Annotated in this window: 1 protein-coding gene; it reads right to left on the bottom strand. The window is 78.2% G+C overall.

Annotation, left to right across the window (positions count from 1 at the left end; genetic code table 11):
- On the bottom strand, positions 1-877 hold an 877-nt coding region (locus VM95_RS37725), incomplete at both ends, for a ketoacyl-synthetase C-terminal extension domain-containing protein (RefSeq protein ID WP_045706024.1).

Here is an 877-nt window from a genome sequence, read left to right on the forward strand (position 1 = left end):
GATCCGCGCCGCGAACACCGGCGAGGAATCCAGCAGCTCAGCCCCCATCCCCACCCACTGCGACCCCTGCCCCGGAAACACGAACACCACCCGGGCGTCGCCGAGCACCGAGCCCGCCACGACGGCGGCGGCCGGGCGGCCGGCCGCGAGCGCGTCCAGGTCCTGCCGTGCCCGGGCGGGGTCGGCGGCCAGCACCACGGCGCGGTGGTCGAGGGCGGCCCGGGTGGTGGCGAGCGCATGGGCGAGGTCCGGGACGGCGGCGTCCTCGGGCAGTGCGGCCGCCAGCCGGCCCGCCTGGGCGGCCAGCGCGTCGCGGGTGCGCGCGGAGAGCGGCCAGGGCAGCACGGCCGGGGCCCGTACGGCCCGAGTCCGCTCGGCCTGCGAGCGCTCGGCCTGACTGCGGACGGCCGGCTCGCCGCCGTCCGCATCGGACACCGCGGGCGCGTCCTCGGGGGCCTGTTCCAGGATCACGTGCGCGTTGGTGCCGCTGATGCCGAAGGCGGAGATGCCGATCCGCCGGGCCCGGCCGGTCTCCGGCCAGGCCACGGCGTCGCTGAGCAGCCGGACCGCGCCGGAGGTCCAGTCCACCTCCGGGGTCGGCCGCTCCGCGTGGAGGGTGCGCGGCAGCACGCCGTGGCGCAGCGCCTGCACGCTCTTGATGACGCCCGAGACGCCCGCCGCGGCGGCCGTGTGGCCGAGGTTGGACTTGAGCGAGCCGAGCCACAACGGCCGTTCGGCGGGCCGCCCTTGGCCGTAGGTGGCGAGCAGCGCCTCGGCTTCGATCGGGTCGCCGAGCCGGGTGCCGGTGCCGTGCGCCTCGACGGCGTCGACCTGGTCGGCGGTCAGCCCGGCAGCGGTCAGCGCCGCGCGGATCACC

Source organism: Streptomyces rubellomurinus (assembly GCF_000961885.1).
GTDB lineage: Bacteria > Actinomycetota > Actinomycetes > Streptomycetales > Streptomycetaceae > Kitasatospora > Kitasatospora rubellomurina.